The sequence below is a fragment of the Eubacterium sp. CAG:156 genome (genome assembly GCF_000434315.1).
Classification (GTDB): domain Bacteria; phylum Bacillota; class Clostridia; order Lachnospirales; family Lachnospiraceae; genus Eubacterium_U; species Eubacterium_U album.
In genome coordinates this window covers 1-19416 of sequence record NZ_FR878144.1, presented here as the reverse complement: position 1 = coordinate 19416, position 19416 = coordinate 1, and the positions used below count along the sequence as shown (strand labels likewise).

The following is a 19416-nucleotide window of genomic DNA, read 5'->3' as shown; positions in this document are numbered from 1 at the left end:
TATTGTAGTATAATAAAATTTGTAATAAAAATAAAACGGAACCCGCAAAACCCGCATTAAGCGTAAAAAGACAACGGAACCCGCAAGAAAAGAAAGAAGGATTATTATGGGAAAGATATATAAGGGAACTTTAGAATTAGTTGGAAATACACCATTAGTTGAATTTACACAGATTGAAGAAACTGAAGGTGTTGAAGCAAAGATTTTAGCAAAACTTGAAAACTTCAATCCGGCAGGAAGCGTAAAGGATAGAATTGCAAAAGAAATGATTGAAGACGCTGAACGTACAGGAAAATTAAAACCAGGTTCAACAATTATTGAACCAACATCAGGTAATACAGGTATCGGCTTAGCTGCAATTGCAACAACTAAAGGATATAAGAGCATTATCGTAATGCCTGAGACAATGAGTATTGAAAGACGTAACATTATTAAAGCATATGGAGCTGAGATTGTTCTTACAGATGGCGCTAAGGGAATGAAAGGTGCTATAGCTAAGGCAAATGAATTAGCAGAAGAAATCGAAAACAGCTTTATTCCGGCACAGTTTGAAAATCAGGCTAACCCTGAAGCACATAGAAAAACAACAGGACCTGAAATCTGGGAAGACACAGATGGAAACGTAGATGTATTTGTTGCAGGTGTAGGTACAGGCGGAACAATTACAGGTGTAGGCGAATATTTAAAGAAACAGAATCCTAACGTTAAGGTAATCGCTGTAGAACCTGAAACATCACCTGTTTTATCTAAAGGTGAATCAGGACCACATAAGATTCAGGGTATTGGAGCAGGATTTGTACCAAATACATTGAATACAAAAGTATATGATGAAATTATTGCAGTACCAAATGAAGTTGCATTTGAATATGGAAAGAAAATTGCAGCTAAAGAAGGTGTATTAGTAGGTATTTCATCAGGAGCAGCACTTTATGCAGCAGTTCAGGTAGCAAAACGTCCTGAATACAAAGGAAAGAATGTTGTAGTTCTATTACCTGATAGTGGTGATAGATACTATTCAACTCCATTATTCCAGTAGGAATTATGTATATATAATAACAACACAAAGACTCTCAGCCGTAACAGGTTGGGAGTCTTGTGTATTATATTGCTTTCTGCGCTATTTATCAGGTCTTGAGTAAAGTTTAGAACCGTTTCTGTAACTATTATTTTATAGGTTCAAAATTCTCTTCAAACAATAATTCATTTGTTTCCATGATTGAGTAATTATTATTGATGGAAAAAATAATAATAGAATCTCTTGCATCCTTTGCATATAAGATTTTTTGTTTGCCAATAGTAAGAGCACGCTGCGTTTCAGTAAGATTCAGACCTATTCCAATGCAAAGTGCGATTAGTTTTTCACGTCCGATAACCTTTTGACCTTTAAAAATTTCATAACCATAAGTTCTATCGAGATTTGAATTCTTAATTGCCTGGCTTTTAGAAATCCCTTTCTCAGTAAGTTTATTTCCCAAATATTCGTCAAGGCTCAGTTCTTCATCTAAATTTGATGAAATATATGATTTTAAATCCTTTTGATTGTTAGCAGATTTTAATATCTTTAAAAGATCATCAGTAGGTTTCTCTGATAAATTTTTTATGTCTGATTTGTTCAAATTAAAACGTCCTTTCTTTTACGATAATCAAAAATAGTGTATAATATTAACTACATCAGTTTATTAAAAATGTAAAGGGAAATCAATATGACTAACAGAGAAAAATATATTTTGTCAATTTACGAAGAACTGTCCGATATGGGAAAACATGAAAATGTGAAATTAGTAAAAAATACTGTAAACGATGGAATATACATTAAAAAGACTTTGAAAAATTATAATATAGAAATATATAAAATTTTGAAAAACAGGCAAATCAAAGGAATTCCAAAAGTATATGAAATTATAGAAGATGAGAAAGAACTTATTATTATAGAAGAATATATACATGGACTGACTTTGGACAAAAAATATAATAAAACTGATGTGGAAACAGTAAAAAAAATCATGGAACAGTTGTGTAATATTTTAAAACAGTTACATAATATGAATCCGCCTATTATTCACAGAGACATAAAACCAACAAATATTATAGTTTCAAATGATGATGTTGTATATCTTGTAGATTTTAACATTTCAAGGGAATATGACGAAAATCAAAGTGTTGATACAGTAATAATGGGAACACAAGGATATGCATCACCTGAACAGTGTGGTTTTGCACAGACGGATTGCAGGTCAGATATTTATTCGATAGGAATGCTAATGAAAAATATACTCATGGTTGATGAGTATCCTGATAAAGAAACAAAGAGTCTTAAAAGAATAATAGATAAATGTACATCTATAGACCCTGAAAAAAGATATAAAAATATAGAAAAGTTAGAGCAGGCATTAAATAATAAATTGGGCGAAAGAATTAGTTTTCAGTGTAATGAAACTGATGAAAAAATAAAACAGTCATTTTTGCCACCTGGATTTAGAAGCGGAAAGATTGCTAATATGTTAATTGCATTGGCAGGATATGCAAGTATGATTAGTCTTGCAATGGCGATGGAGTCAAGTAGTTCTAATCCGGTTGTTAAGACAAAAGAAGATATAGTGTTCAAGATAATTATGCTAATAACAGAATTAGTTACAGTAGCAATTTACTTTAATTGGAGAGGAATAAGAGACGGACTTCCGATTGTAAAAGAAAAAAATATGTTGATAAGATTGATTGGATTTGCAATTTATCCGGTTACAATTCTCGTATTATTAATAGTTGTTGCATTGATAATTATATAAATTGTAAGTTATAAATGTAAGGTCACTTTAAGCTTAGTTTTGTTTGCTTAGTTTGCAAATTGCAATTAAATATACATATAAAACTATCCACGAAATTTAATAAATTAATGCAAATTTACAATTTAATAATTGTATGCTGACAGCATACCAAATATTTCCACAAATCCTATAAAATAGTTGTAAATCAGACACGGATTTGAAAAAAATTGATTTCAGAAACTTAAAGTAGTCATAAGTTTATTGATTATATTTTCAGTATTTACGAAATAAATTTTGATTTCAAAAATTAATCCGGTTAGAAATAACATTTTAGAAGGAGGAGAGTATAGGTGTGTTTAAATTTAAATACATCATACCAGGAAAATTATGGCAGGCGAGAAAAAGAAGAAAAAATGGTGGATAGCAGCAATAGTAATTGTAGTAATCATAATTGCAGCAGCAGGGGGGAACTCAGGAGATTCAGATAAATCAGGAACTGATTCAAACCCTAAAAAAGTGTCACAGACAGATGACAAAAAGAAAGATTCTAATGATGAAAATAAAGACGATGCTGATTCTAAAAATGATAAACAGGAAGAGTCAGTACAGACTGAGTTTGCAAAAGGTGATGTAGTTGAAACTAAAAGTTTGAAAGTCTCTTTTTTGGATTGTGGTGAATTTACTGATTATAGTGAATATTCAGAACCGGCAAAGGGAAACAAAATAATATATGCTACATTTGAATTTGAAAATATATCAGATGATAATGAATACATTTCTACAGGTGATTTTTCGTGTTATGCAGATGGATATGATTGCAAATCATATTATGATTTTGATCAGGAAAGTTTAGATGCAACTCTTTCAAAGGGAAGAAAAACAAAAGGAAAGATATTTTTTGAAGTACCTAAAGATGCAAAAGAAATAAAGATAGAATATGATATAAATTTCCTTACATCTGATAAGATAATTTTTGTATATCAGTAAGTGAAATAAAAATGCAAATACGGATAATATAAAAAATTGAGAGCAAAATAAACAATAGATTGCATATCAGTTGAATATATCTCGACAATAAAATATTTGCAAAAACATAAAGTCCTTTAAGTTAAGGTGATTTGCTTAGAAAATGGATATTTTTTCTAAAATGGCACAACCTATACTTAAAGGATTTTTTCCTTTTTAGTTTTAAAAATAAAGTATTTGATGCTAAAAAGTGTATTTTTCTTTTAAATAGGAAAAAACAGTTGAAATAAATAAAGGATATTTGTATTATAAATGGGGTTAGATAGAATGTATTTGGTATGATATTTCAAATATAGTTTCACAAATATCTATCCTTGGTTTAGAAGATTCAGATTAAGTAAATTAAGCGTATAAGGAGAATAATAATGCGTAAAACAAAGATTGTATGTACAATAGGACCGGCATCTACAGACGAGAAAATCATTACAGATATGTGTAAAGCAGGAATGAACGTTGCGCGTCTCAATTTTTCACATGGCACACACGAAGAACAGCAGAAAAAAATTGATATAATTAAAAAAGTTAGAACAAAATTAAATCTTCCTATAGCGGTTATGTTAGATACAAAGGGACCAGAATATAGAATTAGAACATTTAAAGACGGAAAGATTGAATTAAAGGCTGGAGCCCCATTTACTTTTACAACTGATGAAGTAGAAGGCGACCAGACAATAGTCTCTGTATCTTATAAGAATTTGAACAAGGATTTAAATGTAGGGGACAGAATTTTATTAAATAATGGTTTAATGGAATTTGTCGTAAAAGAAATTAAGGGAAACAACATTATCACAGAAGTTACAGTAGGTGGTGTTTTATCAGACAGAAAGAGCATGAGCTTCCCTAATAAAGTATTAAAACAGAAATATTTGAGTGAACAGGATAAGCAGGATATATTATTTGGTATTAAAAATGAAGTTGCTTATATTGCATGCTCATTTGTATCACAGAAGCAGGATTTATTAGATGTAAAGCAGTTTTTGAAAGAAAATGACGGTGAAGATATCGACCTCATTGCAAAGATTGAAAATCAGGCAGGTGTAGATAATATTGAAGAAATTTGCGAAGCCTGTGAAGGCATTATGATTGGCCGTGGTGACATGGGTGTTGAAATTGCATACGAAGAGCTTCCAGCAATTCAGAAGCATTTGATTACTAAGTGTCGTATGCTTGGTAAACGAGTTATTACAGCAACAGAAATGTTAGAGTCAATGATTACAAATATCAGACCTACAAGAGCTGAAATATCAGACGTTGCTAATGCTGTTTACGATGGAACAAGTGCAATTATGTTATCAGGAGAAACTGCAGCAGGAAAATACCCGGTAAAAGCTGTAGAAGTAATGGCTAAGATTGCTGAAAGAACAGAACAGAGTATCCATTATGATAAGAGATTTAGAAATTTTGATTTCCAGATTAGAAATGAAATAGATGCTATTTCACATGCAACATGTGGTATGGCCATTGATATTAAGGCAAAAGGAATTGCTGTATGTACATTATCAGGTATGACAGCAAGAATGATTTCAAGATTCCGTTCACCGGTTGATATTGTAGGTCTTACAACAAATGAGAAGACATGGAGAAAATTAGCTTTATCATGGGGTGTAACACCTATTATGGTAGAAGAATTTGATTCTACAGAAGTTTTATTCTACACAGCTAAGAAAACAGCTAAAGAAGTACTTGGCTTAGAAAAAGATGACAGAATCGTAATTACAGGTGGATATACAAATGGCACATCAGGTAATACAAACTTAATTAAAGTTGAAAGAATTTAATTAGCTGATTTTGAAAGATGAATAATTAGAAAAATTTAAATTAAAGAGGAACTGCGAATAATTGTGAATACTTTTATTTGCAGTTCTTTTTTAGACATTGCATTGTATGTTTAATTAGATTAATTGTTACTAAAAAGATTATTTCTATAAATTTATATTGACAAACAAAAGAATGTAAAGTATATTGTAGTTAGTTAAGACTAACGCAAAGTTTTAACAACTAACTGCACCTATAAAATCGGGCATAATGCAACACGAAAGTGTTTAGGTCATAAGTAAGTTTCTACCTCCAATGAAACACGACTTATGAATGATAAAGCCCGTAATTTTTTTGACCTACAGGTTAGTTACAACTAACTAAAGGCAGGAATTAAAATGTTTGGGAGGTAGGCAATATGTTTGAACAGGAGTTAATAGAGCATTGTTCTCCAACGTTAGCGTCTATTAAGGCAGCAAGCCTATTTACATATACATATAAATCACTAAAAGAGCTTCATGTAAGAGTGACTTATTGGAATTCAAAAATGAAGAGAAAAGGTATTACATTTGACATTTTGTCAGAAAACGTGGGAGTGAATAAAGCCCTTATATATGTTTACAGAAGAGCAGATTTGGAAAAAATATTAAACAGGGATGAAATAAGAAGTTTCTTATTAAATCATGGATATTTGATTGATGACAATGAAATTGTCGGAGGCGTTAATTGCGAAAACATAATACTCCAGTTAAAGAAGAAATTTGAAAAGTTAAATCAGTTTCCACATGAAATAGGAATATTTTTAGAATATCCGATAGGTGATGTAAAAGGCTTTATTGAAAATCATGGGTGCAATTGCAAATGTACAGGTTATTGGAAAGTATATTGCAATGAAGAAGAGGCGGAAAAGACATTTCGCAAATACAAGAAATGCAGAGATATTTATATGAAGCTTTGGATTAATGGACGAAGTGTTATGCAATTAACAGTTGCAGCTTAAATAAATATAATGATGCATGATTGTGATAATGCGTAGAGTTTAATGATTGGTCAGTTAAATACTGATAATAGCATCATATAATAAAAAACTTATGAATAATCATAAGCAAATATAAATAAGGAGGATTTTAACAAATGAGTAAAATCGCAGTAGTATTTTGGACTGGAACAGGTAACACATCAACGATGGCAACAGCTGTAGTTGAAGGAATAAAAGAAGCAGGTGCTGAAGCTGAATTAATTTCAGCAGCAGATTTTGGCGCAGCAAAAGTAAAAGAGTATGATGGAATTGCATTTGGTTGTCCTGCAATGGGAGATGAAGTTTTGGAAGAAAGCGAATTCGCACCAATGTTTGATGAATGCAAACCTGAATTACCGGGAAAGAAAGTCGCATTATTTGGCTCTTATGGCTGGGGAACCGGAGAATGGATGGAAAATTGGGAAGCGGACTGTTCAGCATCAGGAATAAAACTTGCAACAGATAGTGTTATTGCAAATGAAATGCCGGATGAAGAAGCTCTTGCAGCATGCAAGGCCCTTGGAGCTGCATTAGTATAATTTAAAAAGCAAAATTATATACAAAAAAATAATTTTAAATGTAAATTAGCCTAAGAAAGCAATTCGCATGATAATTTGATAGCTACTCCTAAAAATGGAGAATAGTAAAGCAAAATCATAATAAATTCTACTAACATAATAAGAGTGCCGGCAAAGAAAATTTGCCGGCGTTTTGTTTATATATGACAAGTTTATAAAACTATATTTTTGTGTAAAAAAGCGAAACAATAAATTATCGTGTGCTTTCTAAATATAGCATGTATGCATCTTTAAACTGTGTGTATTTTCTTTTTGTTAAATAAGCACGTATTTTATTGCCATACAAATATATTAGTGAATGATCAAAGTTAGAAACGTATCTTAAATTAACAATAAAACTTCTATGTGAAGTAAAAAAACATGGCATATTTAAAGTATCTGTCCAATAGTGCATGTTATGTATAGAGTCGTAATCTCCAGTGGTAGTATGAATAGTTATTTTTCTTCCCTGTGCTTCGATACAAACAATGTCGGATGTTAATACTGTAAATACTTCAGTTTTCGTTTCTATTGGAATTTTTGTAACGGAAGAAGTGTATAAGTTTATTGCGTCTTTCATATTTCTAAAAATTCTTTGCTTATCCAGAGGCTTTGAAAGATATCGGAATACATGAAAACGCATTGCATCATCTAAATATTGGGAATAAGAAGTTACAATAAATATAATGGTATTTGAATTTGTTTTTTTTAGCTCATTGCCAACGTAGATACCACTTACATCAGGTAATTCTATGTCTAAAAAGACAATATCTTTTTCACCGGAATCTAAAAGTAAATCAGTACCATTATTATAAATCGTAATCTCAGGTATATTTAAAGAACTTGTGCTAAAAAAGCATTGTAAAATCTCTTTGAGTTGCATAGACATTTCTAAGTCATCATCACAAATTAAAATTCGCATTGTAAATTCCCCTTCTTATAAATTTGAATGTTGTTAATAGTTATACAATAGGAATTAAATATAATTCAATAATTTTATATTCTTATGTGTTAGCAGTCTTCCATAGTTATGACTGTATGAAAGGTCATTTTTTTATTGTTAAAATACATTTTTATATTTCCGTTATATTTATTAATAATTCGTTCTACACTTTTTAATCCAAAGCCATGCTTTAATTTGTTATTTTTGTTTGAAATAGGCATTCCGGATTTATTAAAAGTCGGAATAGTATTACAGGTGTTAACGATATTAATTATAGTTATATGATTAATTTCATTTGAAGTGATGCTTAAATCAATATAGGAATCCTGAATATTAATACATGCTTCTATGGCGTTGTCTAACAGATTGCAAAACAAAGCTGTAAGCTCAGAATAGTCCAAATGTTGGAGCATTTTTTTTCGAACATCAACTTTTAAGTTAATATTTTTGTTTTTACATAATTGTATATAGTGACATATAATGTAATTTAACAATTCGTTATCAGAAATGTGAACCGAAGTCTGCAAATCAGATGAATTTAAAATAGTATCAAGATATTGCCGAATCTTATCCTGCTCATTTTGTTCATTTAAGTTTGCAATGGACATAAAATGCTTTCGAATATCGTGAATCAGGATTTTCTGACTTTCATCTTGTTTGAATAAAGTTTTGTAGTATTCTGCCATATCATATTCTTTTTGTAATTGAATTTGAAGGTTTATAAGTTCATGAGATTTTTGCTGTGTATAATAGTAAATATACATAACCAATATATTTATAACAAATAACAAAATTGCACAGGATGATAATAAAGGCTTAAAACCTGATGGTACTTTTGTACTTAAAATCCCAGCAGTCATTATTAAAATAATATAAAGTGAAATTAGAGGTATTATATTAAGCAGGATTGTTGCTCTATTAATATGTCCGTTCTCGCTTATTATACCATGCATTAACGTAATAATAATTCTAATTCCTATATAGTAAAAAATTTTGCTAAAAATGGTAAGAATAACTAGCAATAAAAAATCATAACTGTTATAAAGTACAACGCTATTAAACTGCGAGAATAATCCTGTGATTGTCAGTTCGCTAAGACTCATAAGACAGGCTAAAACCATAGAATGTAGAAGACAAAGGTTCCATTTAAGTTTATAAAATATAATAAAAAAAATAAAATTAATAAGCAGAAAAAAAAGTAAATTAATCCAAACGACTTTTATGAATGCAAGTAAAAATAGAAATCCGTATCCAGTAAACAAACCTATAAACTCTATTTTTTTAGAGTATCTTGAGTGAAATAAATTAGATGAGTATGACCATAATATTAAAGCTTCTATAATATAAATAAATAAATATAGTAATGTTGTTTTCATAATATAACCCCCTTGCATTGCATAATTTATAAATAATTTACAAATAGTATACAATAAAATAAAAAAAAACAAAATGAAATGACCAAAAACAATAGTTTTTTGTCGTTTCATGCAAAAAAATATGGAAAAAGAAAATATATTTAGTTATATTATTTACAATCATTGAAGCTATATAATGTTAGCAAAATATTAATATTGAGTTGACAAAATTACGAAAGGAGATATGAATTAATGAAGAAAAAAATTATATGTTTATTAACAGCGACTACACTTTTAGTGTCTAATGTATGTAGTGTTTCAGCTGCGAATGTATGTGGAGGAAGTACAGTGTTTCAAAATAATAAAACTAGGGCATTAGCAACGACATATTGAGCTGATACACCTCTATATACTTAAAATAAAATACCGCAAAACAATTTTATGCAGTATAATGTATTAAAGGGAAGAATAATATTGATATCTTATAACAGGGGGTGCGAGATGAGAAGTAAATGTCTAAAAATATTGCTGTTATCTTCAGCAATAATACTCTCAGGATGTAACAATAATAATACAGAAAACGACAGTGCAAGAGATTTTCTGAATGCAACACAAAAAGAAACAGTAATATCTGCTAAGGAAGAAACTTCATTACAAAATGAGAATGCAGATGAACATATTGAATTGTCTAAGGAATTTCTTGAGGAAAGATATCCGGATAAGACAATTTTAAGCTATATGTATGCTGAACCACAAGTATGGAATGGCAAAACTGAGCATAGATATTCGGATGAACAGATGGTTGCAGTGAATGATTACTTGGTGGAAAATGGTGCGGATTATGTTATTTATTTTATGCCTGTGGCATTAGAAAATATGACATTAGAATATGTACTTGATGTGATTAATGGAGATAATCCACCAGACATAATAACATCGGTAGGATGTAATGATGTAACAGACAATTCAAGTCAGAAAATGGTTTTTAATGGCATATATGAAGATTTGGATAAATACAGCAATACAGATGCATATCAAAAACTCACAAAGGCATATCCGTCAGGATTGTATAATCTAAGTCTTTACAATGGAACATTTTATGGATTTAAGACAAATGTTTTTTCAAGCGAAACAAATTATTACATATACAACAAAGATGTGGCTGATAAATATGGAATTAAAAAAAGTGATGTTGAGGGAAAATCTCTAAGTGATATTATTCCTGTGTTAAATAAATTAAAAGGTTGGGAAAGTGATTATAAATATAGTATTACAACGAGTTATTTGAATCAATATGAATTAAACTTTATAGAACCTAATTTTTATTTTGATAATTATGACAGTGCTCCGGTATTTTGGTTAGAGTGCGTAGGCGTAGATGCAAATACTAATGATGAAAATGTCATAACGATTACTGATAGCAAAAAAGTAAGAAAAGATTATGAAGCGCTATATGAAATGTATCAGCAGGGATATAGCTGTATTAACGGTATAAAAGACAAAAAATATTACTATAGTACAACAGACATTTTGGGTGATGTGACTGTTAATAGTTTTTTAGAAAGCAGTTGCATGACAACAGCAGGAAAGAAAACAATGGATTTCCATACACGTTGGGATGCCAGTCAGAATATGGAGGCTGTACCTATGATAAAAAGATATACAACAGATATCGGAGGATGGTCAACGATTAATGGAGTATGTAGTAAATCTAATAACAAAGAGAAAGCTCTAGAAGCAATGGCTACAATATGTAGTGATAAGATGCTGTCAGAAATAATGGTGAATGGAACAGAGTCTGCCGGATATGAAGTAAAGAGTTATACTCCCAAAATCACAGATTTGTATACATCAGATGGAGCAGGTAATATGGCGAATCAGTATCTTATAAATGATACAGATGATAAGGACCGACAATTGGCAAAAGAATCTATGAAAGATGCAAAAATAGATATAGGCATAGAAGGTTATTATTTTGATTTATCAGCTTATAAAGAGAAAGTAGTAGCAATTCGAAAGATAGAAAGAGAGTTTTTGGGAGAAGTTAATGATGTTCCGAAGTTATTTAGCGATGAATATGGAAGTTTTGAAGAGGCTTGGAATGATTTTGACAGAAAACTAAAAGAGGCCGGAGCAGATGAAATAGTATCGGAAATAAATAAACAAAGATTAGAAATGAATAAGGGGTTGAGCAAATGAGAAAATACATTTTTTTAATGGTCGGTCTATTGTCGTTATTTATAACAGGCTGTGGAAATGAGAAGGCACAGACAAATGAAAAGGTTAGTACGGTGGAAGTGATAAAACCAGATGCATCTTATGGTGAGGATATGGTAACTCTTTCCGGATATGATATGAGTACAGGATATTCGTGTATTAAAGTGTACAATCCAAAGACAGATTCGACTGTTGTTGCATGCGGACTTGCAAATTGTAATCATGAATATGTTGCCGGGGAACAAATTACTTGTAATGCAATAATGGAGGGAAAAGTGGCGTATGCATTCATATATGAAAATGACCTTTATTATTTTTTAGATGTAGGTGGAACTACACTTTACAAAAGTAATGTTGATGGAAGTAATAAAAAGAAAATTGCAACTTTAGATTTTTCTACAGATGATCAGGAAGCTTTGTTTATTGACGGTAAAATCTATCTTACAAGTTATTCTAGTGAAGATGGTGAGGCCGATGATAATGGAATGGTCATGGTTGCTTCTGAGACATCGGAATTATATGAAGTCGATATAAAAACAGGGGAACAGAAAAAATTGACTGACTTTGGAAACAAAGCTAACATATCATGTTTTTCAAAGGCGAAGAGTGGAAACAGGATATATCTTGGAATTAGATATCAGAATAAAAATGTATATGATTCCGAGTTCAAAACATGGAGTAAATATACAGAATGGCTTACTTCATGTGCTAACCCTTATGCAGAAGAAATAGAAAAATTTGACGAACATAGTGATTATTATTGTGTAGATATAAAAAATGGTGATGTTGAAAAAATGGATTTCAATTATAACATGACCTATGAAGGAATGGAGGATGTAAAGGGATTTTATGATTTTTATTTAATAGGAATTAATAAAAATTATTATTACTATTTAACGTGCTATGGTGAACAATTCACTTTATATGAATATGATAAGAAGAAAGGCACAAGTAAGGAGTTGGATAATGCATATCGTATGTCATATTCATATGTAAATAATAAAATATATATTGTAAAAACACAGTATGATAAAGATAAAGAACTTGGGGCTCCGGATGCAGAAGATAAGAGTATCCCTCCGGAATACAGATGCTATGATACGGACAAACATAAATGGACAGATATAAAGCCTGATTATGATATGGATAAAAAAATATTGGCGTTACAGGCAGCAGGCAATAAATATCTGTATGGGTATTTGAGTGATTTTGTGGATGACGAATCAGATAATAATAGTTCTGTATCGTCATTTTCACAAGGAGAGATGATTGGGTTAAAAATAAAGAAATGATAATAAAAGAATTAAAGAAAATAGTATTCTCTAAAATAATTATAGCGTTATTAATAAGTTTGTGTATAGTTAATGTTCTTTATGAAACGAGGGCAGAAATAGAAACGAAGGAACAGATTGCTGCACAGGATAAGTTACAGAAGAATAAGATTGACAATTACGGTAAATATCTTATTAAGATAAAAGAGGATGGCACAAATATGCAAAGCATTGTATTGTTTTCTAAAAACAATAAATTTCAATTAAGCAATGCTAAAAGAACGGTTAAGGCATATGAAGCCGTAAAAAATGTGAAACCGGTATATGGTAACTATAGGGTGATTGAGAAGATAACAGAATTCGGACTTACGGACATAATACTTTTTGTAATGGTCGTTCAGATTGCACTTATATTAGTAAGTCAGGAAATAAAAAAAGGAATGTTAGATTTATTAAAATCCTGCAGGAACGGACGGTTGAATTTAATTGTGAACAAGATGGTGGCATTATCCATAACGTCAGCAATTGCAATAATAATTGTATATGGAATTAAATTTGTTCAGTTATATATTAAGTATGGACTTAGCGGAATGAATGTACCGATTCAGTCAGTGCGTGGATTTTATGAATTTGCCCTGCCAATGCAGATATGGCAGTATATGATTATATATTTCATGGTTAAATGGATAGCTGTCTGCATTATAGGAATTGTAGTTATAGGAATAATATCGCTTGTAAAAAATGAAACGGTTACTTATGGGATAATTCTTATAAGCATGGCAGTTTCATTACTTATAACTAATAGTATTGAGTGGAATATGAGTACGGCTGTATTTAAAATGTTAAGCCCTGTTACCTTATTAAATACTAAATCGTTTATGGCAAAATACATAAATATAAATATTTTACAACATCCTTTTGAATTGTTTAAGTGGACATTAATAATAATGGCAGTTTATCTGTCGGCATCAATAGTCTTTGCAATGTATTCGTTTACAACGAAAAGAGTAATAAAGTTTCCGCATTTAAGAATTGCTAAAGGACAGAAAAACATAGGCATAAAATCAAAAGGAATACTTAGTTATGAGAAAAAGAAAATATTTGCAGTTAATAAAGTTGCTTTCTTTGTCATAATACTTGTTGTGATTCAGGGATATTTTTTGAGCAATGATAATACTAAAATGGATTATCATGATAAATGCTATGCAAATTATATTTCAAAAGTATATGGAGTTCCGGATAAAAAGAGTCAGGAGTATCTTGATACTGAACAGAAAAGATATGATGAGATTCAGGCAGGATATGACGAACTTACGGAAAAATACATAAATGGTGAGGTTGATAATCAGGTATATGTTATGGCAAGTCAGGAATATAATGCACAGATGATGCCATACGATGATTTCCAAAAAGTTCAGGAGAAAAATGATTATCTTAAAGAACTGAAGGAAAAGCAGAATATTGAAGGCTGGTTTACCAATGATTTAGTATTCGGTTACATATTTGGTGATGTAACAATATACGATAAGGATATTAGTTTCCTGATTTTATTTATCATTGCAGTATTTTGTGTAGTGCCAATATTTACTTATGACAGGCAGAAAGAAATGCAGAAACTTTTGGATACTACATATTATGGAAGAAGCAAATTAATTAGAAATAAATATTTAAACGCAATCTTAATTTCGGTTGTTTTATGGTGTATTGAAACTATTCCGTGGCTTGTTATTTTGTTAAAAGCATATAAGCCAAACGGATTTGCGGCACCTGCACAGAGTCTATCACAGTTGCAACATTTTCCATTACATATATCAATTCTTGCAGCTTTGATTTTAATTTATTTGTGTAAATGCATGGGTATAATTTTACTAGGTTTGCTTGTAGTGGGAATATCGGATTTTTCTCCTGATTACATCAAAAATGTAGTAATATCTATGGGAATTATAGTTATGCCGGTTGTGCTATATATGCTGGGAGTTGAATTTATGAATAAGATTATGTTTATTCCGGTAGTAAACATGAGCGATTATTTTACAAAAGCAACTGTAGTGGAATGGATTAATTTAGCAATTATTATAGTAGCAGTTTTTATTATGAATTTTAAAAATCTTAAGAACTATACTAAAAGAAAAATTTTATAGAAAAGGGATAAACTATGATTTTAGAAATAAATAATCTTTCGAAAAAGTATGGTGACAAAAAAGCACTAAATAAATTCTCGTGTAAATTTACAGAAGGAATATATGGTTTATTAGGACCTAATGGTGCAGGTAAATCTACATTTATGAATATTTTAGTAGATGCCATAGACAGAAGCAGTGGAGAAATTTTATATAATGGAAAAGAAACAATAAGCATGGGCAAAGATTATAGAAATCTTATAGGATACATGCCACAGCAACAGGGAGTATATGATAGCTTTACCGTAGCAGAATTTCTTGATTATATTGCAGGATTAAAAGGATTAAAAAAAACAGAGGCAAAAAAACGAATAGAAGAAGTTCTTAAATTTGTTAATTTGTATGATGTTAAAAATAAAAAATTAAAATCCTTTTCAGGGGGCATGAAACAAAGAGCATTAATTGCACAGGCTATATTAAATGACCCAAAGATTCTTATTTTAGATGAGCCAACGGCAGGACTTGACCCAAAGGAGAGAATTAGAATCAGAAATCTGATATCTCAGATTGGGTTTAATAAGATTGTAATTATTGCAACTCATGTTGTTTCAGATATTGAATTTATCGCAAAAGAAGTATTAATTTTAGATAACGGAATACTTAGAAAAAAAGATACTCCTGAAAATCTGTTAAAAGGTATTGAAGATGTTGTATATGAAGCAGAAATCAATGAACAGGATGTAAATTCAATTATGAACAAATATACAGTTACAAGTTTGTCAAAAGAATATGCAAAGATTAGGGTGCGTTTTTTATGTGATGGGATTCCGGATGTGGACAATGCAAAAAAGGCTTCACCAACATTAGAAGATTTATATTTGCATATATTTGGAGACAGATAGACATGTATTTTTAGCAAATATCTGCCAAAATGATTGAAAATAACTGAATATGATGTATTATTAAAAAGGTTTCATTTGAATAAGTAATATATTAAAATAAGTAAGAATCAGCTAATTAAAATTAGACTACAAAATTTTGGTAACAGTCACACAGAATACTTATGATAAAACTTACTTATGGTAGAATAAAACTTATAAATTTAGTAAACATAAAAAGAAAAGGTTGGTACAAATTATGAAGATTGGTTTTGGATGCGATCATGCAGCAGTAGATTTAAAAGATAAGATGATAGCTTACATGAAAGAAAAAGGCTATGAATGTGTAGATTACGGTACAAATTATGATGAAAATGGAGAAATCATTAAATGCGATTACCCTAAGAAGGGAATGGAAGTTGGCGAAGCAGTTGTAAATGGCGAAGTAGATTACGGCGTTTTAATGTGTGGAACAGGAATCGGTATTTCAATGGCTGCTAATAAAGTTCCGGGTGTTAGAGCAGCAGTATGTAGTGACCCATATTCAGCTAAACTTACAAAAATGCATAACGATGCTAATATAATTGCATTTGGCGCAAGAGTAGTAGGAGATGAGTTGGCAAAAATGATTCTTGACGAATTCTTTGGAGCTGAATTTGAAGGCGGCAGACATGAGAACAGAGTAAAGATGATTACAGAAATAGAAGAAAAATACAGCAAATAATATTTGTGAAATAAAGTGGAATAATATTTTATAATGTATATGTAGATACCGGTTAAGAAGTGCAATTTTATATATAGATTATTAAAAAAATGGTTCATATTTTATATGGAATTTATATGGCGTTCATAAAATAATGGTTGACGGAAAGAAATGAATGTATTATTCTACTTTTGTTAGTTAAATAAATGATTAATTTATCTTATTCAGAGTTGGCGGAGATACAAGGATCTGTGATGCCACGGCAACCCCTATATGGAAGGTGCCCACCTGAGCGAGCAATCGATCAATAAGATTTGAAAACCTTGATTTCAAATCCACTGTTTAAAACAGTGGATTTTCTTTTATGAAATTTTGGATAAATCTGCTAAAAGATAAATTAGATAAAGCTTAAGAAAAGGAGAACGATGATGGAGAAGAGATTATTTACATCAGAATCAGTAACTGAAGGACATCCTGATAAAATCTGTGACCAGATTTCAGATGCAATATTGGATGAGTTAATGAGACAGGACCCTATGAGCCGAGTAGCATGTGAAACATCAATTACAACAGGTCTTGTTTTAGTTATGGGTGAAATTACAACAAAAGGTTATGTTGATATTCAGAAAACAGTTAGAGATACAGTAAGAGAGATTGGATACGACAGAGCAAAATATGGCTTTGATGCAGATACATGTGGTGTTATAGTTGCATTAGATGAACAGTCAACAGATATCGCAATGGGTGTTGATAAAGCATTAGAAGCAAAAGAAAATAAGATGAGTGATGAAGAAATTGAAGCAATTGGTGCAGGAGATCAGGGTATGATGTTTGGTTTCGCATCAAATGAAACAGAAGAATTAATGCCACTTCCAATTTCATTAGCTCACAAATTAACAAAACAGCTTACAAAAGTAAGAAAAGATGGAGTGCTAACATATCTTAGACCGGACGGAAAGAGTCAGGTAACAGTAGAATATGACGAAAATGATAAGCCTGCAAGAATTGAAGCAGTAGTATTATCAACACAGCATAATCCAGATGTTACACAGGAACAGATTCATGAAGACATAAAGAAATATGTATTTGAACCGGTACTTCCTAAGGAAATGTTAGACGAGGATACAAAATATTTTATCAATCCTACAGGACGTTTTGTAATCGGTGGACCACATGGTGACAGCGGACTTACAGGAAGAAAAATCATTGTTGATACTTATGGTGGATATGCACGTCACGGCGGCGGAGCTTTCTCAGGTAAGGACTGCACAAAGGTAGACCGTTCAGCAGCTTATGCAGCAAGATATGTAGCTAAAAATATTGTAGCAGCAGGAATTGCTGAAAAATGCGAAATTCAGTTATCATACGCAATTGGTGTTGCACAGCCAACTTCAATAATGGTTGATACATTTGGAACAGGAAAGATTCATGATGATAAGTTAGTAGATATCATTAGAGAGAATTTTGATTTAAGACCGGCAGGAATTATCAAGATGTTAGATTTGAGAAGACCGATTTACAAGCAGACAGCAGCTTATGGTCACTTTGGACGTACTGACCTTGACCTTCCATGGGAAAAATTAGACAAAGTTGATGTATTAAAGAAATACTTATAGATATGTTAAGATGTTGGGGTCAAAGGCCCCCAACTTGAGACCTGATAAGGCAAAGGGATTAAATTATATCGAAATAAAAACATAACTATAATTTAGGTGTTTTTGAACCTGTATATTATATTTTGAATTATAAACCACATGGCCAAAAAACAATATGGCTATGTGGTTTTTTGAATGGAGATTATTATGGGAAAAAATAAAAGATTATCGGATGATGTTGCAGAGACAATAATGTCGATGATAAAAGTTGAAAAAAAATATAATCCCGGTGATAAACTTCCAAATGAACTTCAGTTATCTGAAGAACTTGGAGTAAGTAGAATTACCTTAAGAGAAGCAATACGTATTTTAGTAGCAAGAAATGTATTGGAAATAAAGAGGGGAAAAGGAACATTTATAAGAGAAGATTACACTCCTAAAATGGTAGCAGGTCTTGAAGATACGGCTTCAGCAAAGGTTGATATAGATGACCTTTATGAAATGCGTCTTATATTTGAACCGGAGATAGCGTATTATGCGACCATAAGGGCATCAGATAGAGAACTAGAAAGAATATTTGCCATAGGTAAAGAAATAGAAGAACTGCTTTTAAAAGGCATAGATTATACACATAAAGAAATGATGTTCCACTGCTCCATTGCAAATGCAACTCATAATGAATTTATAAATCAACTAGAGCCTGTACTGCATCAGTCAATTGAAAAAGGTGTTTATTTGTATGAAACAGAGCATATTCCTGTAGAGCAGGTTATATCAGAGCATAGAATGATTATGGAATTTATGAAAAATAGAAATGCAGAAGGTGCCAGAAGTGCAATGCGGGTGCATATCATGCATGCTATTGACCAGTTAGAAATAAATAAAAATCAGGGTAATAACAAGGCTTAACTAAATGATTTAAAACAAAGCAGTACCCATTATTGTAAAAGCGTAAGAAATTGCCGTAAAAATTTGCAAAATAGCATAATAAATTGGGGGGAGAATTTAGATTTACAAGACAGACATAAAAAGTTTGCATAAAAATTTTTATGAAGAAAACAGACAACACTATTGACATAAGACAACGCGAGCGATATAATACAAAACTATAAGAAAAAAATAAACATTTTTATAAATGAGATTAATTAAATAGGAGGCATAAAATATTATGGAAACAGCAAGAATATTTTATCAGGAAGATTGTAACCTTTCATTA

17 protein-coding genes and 1 riboswitch are annotated in these 19416 nt (G+C 31.0%); of the genes, 14 read left to right on the top strand and 3 right to left on the bottom strand.

What is annotated here, in order from left to right; genetic code table 11:
* Positions 1-106 precede the first annotated feature (106 nt).
* Complete coding sequence (cysK, locus tag ABMA45_RS03180) at positions 107-1036, top strand: cysteine synthase A (protein ID WP_022088437.1); 930 nt, start codon at positions 107-109, stop codon at positions 1034-1036.
* A gap of 127 nt (positions 1037-1163) precedes the next feature.
* On the opposite strand, the gene ABMA45_RS03175 is transcribed toward cysK, so the two are convergent.
* Entirely contained in the window at positions 1164-1616 is a 453-nt protein-coding gene (locus tag ABMA45_RS03175) for a hypothetical protein (protein ID WP_022088436.1), read from the bottom strand.
* A gap of 87 nt (positions 1617-1703) precedes the next feature.
* On the opposite strand from ABMA45_RS03175, the gene ABMA45_RS03170 reads away from it, so the two are divergent.
* From ABMA45_RS03170 to ABMA45_RS03150, 5 genes are all read left to right on the top strand, one after another.
* On the top strand, positions 1704-2783 hold the full coding sequence (locus ABMA45_RS03170; RefSeq protein ID WP_022088435.1) for a serine/threonine-protein kinase: 1080 nt from the start codon (positions 1704-1706) through the stop codon (positions 2781-2783).
* A 366-nt stretch (positions 2784-3149) separates the two neighbouring features.
* On the top strand, positions 3150-3749 hold the full coding sequence (locus ABMA45_RS03165) for a DUF4352 domain-containing protein (RefSeq protein ID WP_022088434.1): 600 nt from the start codon (positions 3150-3152) through the stop codon (positions 3747-3749).
* 404 nt (positions 3750-4153) lie between these two features.
* On the top strand, positions 4154-5566 hold the full coding sequence (gene pyk, locus ABMA45_RS03160; protein WP_022088433.1) for a pyruvate kinase: 1413 nt from the start codon (positions 4154-4156) through the stop codon (positions 5564-5566).
* Positions 5567-5961: 395 nt separating this feature from the next.
* Entirely contained in the window at positions 5962-6543 is a 582-nt protein-coding gene (locus ABMA45_RS03155; RefSeq protein WP_022088432.1) for a DUF3793 family protein, read from the top strand.
* 134 nt (positions 6544-6677) lie between these two features.
* Positions 6678-7100, top strand: a complete 423-nt coding sequence (locus ABMA45_RS03150) for a flavodoxin (RefSeq protein WP_022088431.1) — start codon at positions 6678-6680, stop codon at positions 7098-7100.
* 232 nt (positions 7101-7332) lie between these two features.
* On the opposite strand, the gene ABMA45_RS03145 is transcribed toward ABMA45_RS03150, so the two are convergent.
* Both ABMA45_RS03145 and ABMA45_RS03140 read right to left on the bottom strand, forming a co-directional pair.
* Positions 7333-8040: a LytR/AlgR family response regulator transcription factor gene (locus tag ABMA45_RS03145; protein WP_022088430.1), complete on the bottom strand. Its 708-nt coding sequence runs from the start codon at positions 8038-8040 to the stop codon at positions 7333-7335.
* A gap of 89 nt (positions 8041-8129) precedes the next feature.
* Complete coding sequence (locus ABMA45_RS03140) at positions 8130-9437, bottom strand: sensor histidine kinase (protein ID WP_022088429.1); 1308 nt, start codon at positions 9435-9437, stop codon at positions 8130-8132.
* Positions 9438-9668: 231 nt separating this feature from the next.
* Here ABMA45_RS03140 and ABMA45_RS03135 point away from each other — a divergent pair, with 231 nt between their 5' ends.
* The 8 genes from ABMA45_RS03135 (at position 9669) to ABMA45_RS03100 (ending at position 19109) form a co-directional block, all read left to right on the top strand.
* On the top strand, positions 9669-9809 hold the full coding sequence (locus ABMA45_RS03135) for a hypothetical protein (protein ID WP_022088428.1): 141 nt from the start codon (positions 9669-9671) through the stop codon (positions 9807-9809).
* A 108-nt stretch (positions 9810-9917) separates the two neighbouring features.
* Complete coding sequence (locus tag ABMA45_RS03130) at positions 9918-11615, top strand: ABC transporter substrate-binding protein (protein ID WP_022088427.1); 1698 nt, start codon at positions 9918-9920, stop codon at positions 11613-11615.
* Positions 11612-12925, top strand: coding sequence for a hypothetical protein (locus ABMA45_RS03125; protein ID WP_022088426.1), 1314 nt, complete (start codon positions 11612-11614; stop codon positions 12923-12925). Before ABMA45_RS03130 ends, ABMA45_RS03125 begins: the two co-directional genes overlap by 4 nt.
* A complete protein-coding gene (locus ABMA45_RS03120; RefSeq protein ID WP_022088425.1) occupies positions 12922-15045 on the top strand; it encodes an ABC transporter permease in 2124 nt (707 codons plus the stop codon). Before ABMA45_RS03125 ends, ABMA45_RS03120 begins: the two co-directional genes overlap by 4 nt.
* Positions 15046-15059: 14 nt before the next feature.
* Positions 15060-15926 (top strand): ABC transporter ATP-binding protein, encoded by an 867-nt coding sequence (locus tag ABMA45_RS03115; protein WP_022088424.1) that lies wholly within the window; start codon positions 15060-15062, stop codon positions 15924-15926.
* A 235-nt stretch (positions 15927-16161) separates the two neighbouring features.
* On the top strand, positions 16162-16626 hold the full coding sequence (rpiB, locus tag ABMA45_RS03110) for a ribose 5-phosphate isomerase B (RefSeq protein ID WP_022088423.1): 465 nt from the start codon (positions 16162-16164) through the stop codon (positions 16624-16626).
* Between the two features lie 196 nt (positions 16627-16822).
* Positions 16823-16919: riboswitch (SAM riboswitch) on the top strand.
* Between the two features lie 114 nt (positions 16920-17033).
* The gene (gene metK / locus ABMA45_RS03105; protein ID WP_022088422.1) at positions 17034-18221 is read left to right on the top strand and encodes a methionine adenosyltransferase; all 1188 of its coding nucleotides are present in this window, start codon (positions 17034-17036) and stop codon (positions 18219-18221) included.
* A 186-nt stretch (positions 18222-18407) separates the two neighbouring features.
* The gene (locus ABMA45_RS03100) at positions 18408-19109 is read left to right on the top strand and encodes a FadR/GntR family transcriptional regulator (protein WP_022088421.1); all 702 of its coding nucleotides are present in this window, start codon (positions 18408-18410) and stop codon (positions 19107-19109) included.
* Positions 19110-19416 lie beyond the last annotated feature (307 nt).

Excerpts from the sequence above, each read along its gene's own strand:
- cysK (WP_022088437.1), top strand. The coding sequence starts at position 107 with ATGGGAAAGATATATAAGGGAACTTTAGAATTAGTTGGAAATACACCA.
- ABMA45_RS03170 (WP_022088435.1), top strand. The coding sequence starts at position 1,704 with ATGACTAACAGAGAAAAATATATTTTGTCAATTTACGAAGAACTGTCC.
- ABMA45_RS03165 (WP_022088434.1), top strand. The coding sequence starts at position 3,150 with ATGGCAGGCGAGAAAAAGAAGAAAAAATGGTGGATAGCAGCAATAGTA.
- pyk (WP_022088433.1), top strand. The coding sequence starts at position 4,154 with ATGCGTAAAACAAAGATTGTATGTACAATAGGACCGGCATCTACAGAC.
- ABMA45_RS03155 (WP_022088432.1), top strand. The coding sequence starts at position 5,962 with ATGTTTGAACAGGAGTTAATAGAGCATTGTTCTCCAACGTTAGCGTCT.
- ABMA45_RS03150 (WP_022088431.1), top strand. The coding sequence starts at position 6,678 with ATGAGTAAAATCGCAGTAGTATTTTGGACTGGAACAGGTAACACATCA.
- ABMA45_RS03145 (WP_022088430.1), bottom strand. The coding sequence starts at position 8,040 with ATGCGAATTTTAATTTGTGATGATGACTTAGAAATGTCTATGCAACTC.
- ABMA45_RS03140 (WP_022088429.1), bottom strand. The coding sequence starts at position 9,437 with ATGAAAACAACATTACTATATTTATTTATTTATATTATAGAAGCTTTA.
- ABMA45_RS03135 (WP_022088428.1), top strand. The coding sequence starts at position 9,669 with ATGAAGAAAAAAATTATATGTTTATTAACAGCGACTACACTTTTAGTG.
- ABMA45_RS03130 (WP_022088427.1), top strand. The coding sequence starts at position 9,918 with ATGAGAAGTAAATGTCTAAAAATATTGCTGTTATCTTCAGCAATAATA.
- ABMA45_RS03125 (WP_022088426.1), top strand. The coding sequence starts at position 11,612 with ATGAGAAAATACATTTTTTTAATGGTCGGTCTATTGTCGTTATTTATA.
- ABMA45_RS03120 (WP_022088425.1), top strand. The coding sequence starts at position 12,922 with ATGATAATAAAAGAATTAAAGAAAATAGTATTCTCTAAAATAATTATA.
- ABMA45_RS03115 (WP_022088424.1), top strand. The coding sequence starts at position 15,060 with ATGATTTTAGAAATAAATAATCTTTCGAAAAAGTATGGTGACAAAAAA.
- rpiB (WP_022088423.1), top strand. The coding sequence starts at position 16,162 with ATGAAGATTGGTTTTGGATGCGATCATGCAGCAGTAGATTTAAAAGAT.
- metK (WP_022088422.1), top strand. The coding sequence starts at position 17,034 with ATGGAGAAGAGATTATTTACATCAGAATCAGTAACTGAAGGACATCCT.
- ABMA45_RS03100 (WP_022088421.1), top strand. The coding sequence starts at position 18,408 with ATGGGAAAAAATAAAAGATTATCGGATGATGTTGCAGAGACAATAATG.